Annotated in this window: 1 protein-coding gene; it reads left to right on the top strand. The window is 34.6% G+C overall.

The window, feature by feature from the left end; all coding sequences use genetic code 11:
• Window positions 1–192 precede the first annotated feature (192 nt).
• On the top strand, window positions 193–1,617 hold a 1,425-nt coding region (locus tag EG242_RS14745; RefSeq protein WP_203227752.1), incomplete at its 3' end, for a choice-of-anchor L domain-containing protein.

Here is a 1,617-nt window from a genome sequence, read left to right as displayed (position 1 = left end):
GATAAGAAGTTGTAAAACACATAAACCAAAAAGAGGAAGCAAACGCTTCCTCTTTTTTATTGGTATAATTTTTTTCATAAAATTTTATTAAATTTAAAATCTTTAGATGTATATTGCGAGGAAATACTTTTTTTTAATCTATTGAAGTATTCAAAGTAAAAATTAACTCATAAAAATTTATATTAACTAACTATGAGAAGCAAATATTTATTAATACTGTTTTTAGTAACCAGTCTTTTAGGGTTTAGCCAACAGTACAATTATGTGGATATTGATAATACCTATACTGCAGAGCAGTTGGTTAAAGATATCTTGGTAGGTGCAAAGTGTGACTTGGTATCTAATGTTAAGTTTCAGTACTGTGACGGTAGTCCAGGATCTAAGGCTATTTATCCTTTAGGTTATTTTCAAAAAAACGGATCTACTTTTCCGTTTGAAGATGGAATTGTAATTAGTACCGATAGATCTGAATACATGGAAGGACCTACAGGTAATAAAAATTCATTTCCCTTAAATAATCAATATCGTTGGGTAGGCGATCAAGATTTAACTGATTTGATAAATGATGCAGGTGGTTGGCCAGCAGGAGGTGGAAATGATATTAGATCAGCTAGTATTGATTTTGAGTTTATTCCAATGCAAAATACGGTTACTTTTGAATATTTATTTGGTAGTAATAGTTATCAAGGATGCTGGGGTAACTGTCAGAATGCTGCATTGTTTGGTGCTTGGTTAATTGATACAACTACTGGCGTAGGAGAAAATTTAGCAAAAGTACCAAATACAAATGATCCAATTTCTATTGCTACGGTCAGAGATGGAAATAAGCTGAATACGAATTGTGCTACTTCACCTAACCCTCAGTTTTTTGGCGATGCTTATGGGAATGGACCAAATATGGTGCCTAACCTAGCAGCCCCTGTAAATTTGATGGGGCATACCACCGCTATGCAATCTTTGTCTGCAAATGTAATAGTTGGTAGAAAGTATCGTATAAAATTGGCAATTATAGATTTCTGTAGTACTGGAAATCACACTAGTGCTGTATTTTTCAAAGCAGGCAGTTTTGATATAGGCAATTTAGATTTAGGAGCCCCTGTTTTAGTAGGTGATGGAAACGGCTTATGTGTAGGAGACAGTCATATATTGAAATCAGGTTTAGATCCTATTTTATTTACCTTTGAATGGTTTAAAGACGGCATAAAAATACCTGGCCAAACGGGACCTAATTTAACTGTTACAGAAACCGGAGATTATAGTGTAAAAGGCTTTATACCTACAGTGACTAACTGTGTAATGGAATCTGATCCGGTTCGTGTAGAGTTTTATGAGTATGTAAGTATCAGTGCGCCACAGAATTTATCGGTTTGCCCGAGTGCGGGTTTAAATACACGTTTTGATTTAAAAGATGCAGTAGTAGGCGTAACAACGAATCCTAACATCTTATTTAGTTTTTACGCTACCCAGCAAGATGCGGAAGATGATACTAATGCGATACCTGATTTATATACTTTAGCAAACAATGCATCAACGCCTGTGACAATTTGGGTACGTGCTTATGAGTTAAACAATCCATGTCCTTATGTGTCATCGTTTACTTTAAGCTTTTTAAATTGT

The sequence above is a fragment of the Paenimyroides viscosum genome (genome assembly GCF_003858535.1).
GTDB lineage: Bacteria > Bacteroidota > Bacteroidia > Flavobacteriales > Flavobacteriaceae > Flavobacterium > Flavobacterium viscosum.
This window is presented reverse-complemented; position numbering and strand designations above follow the sequence as displayed.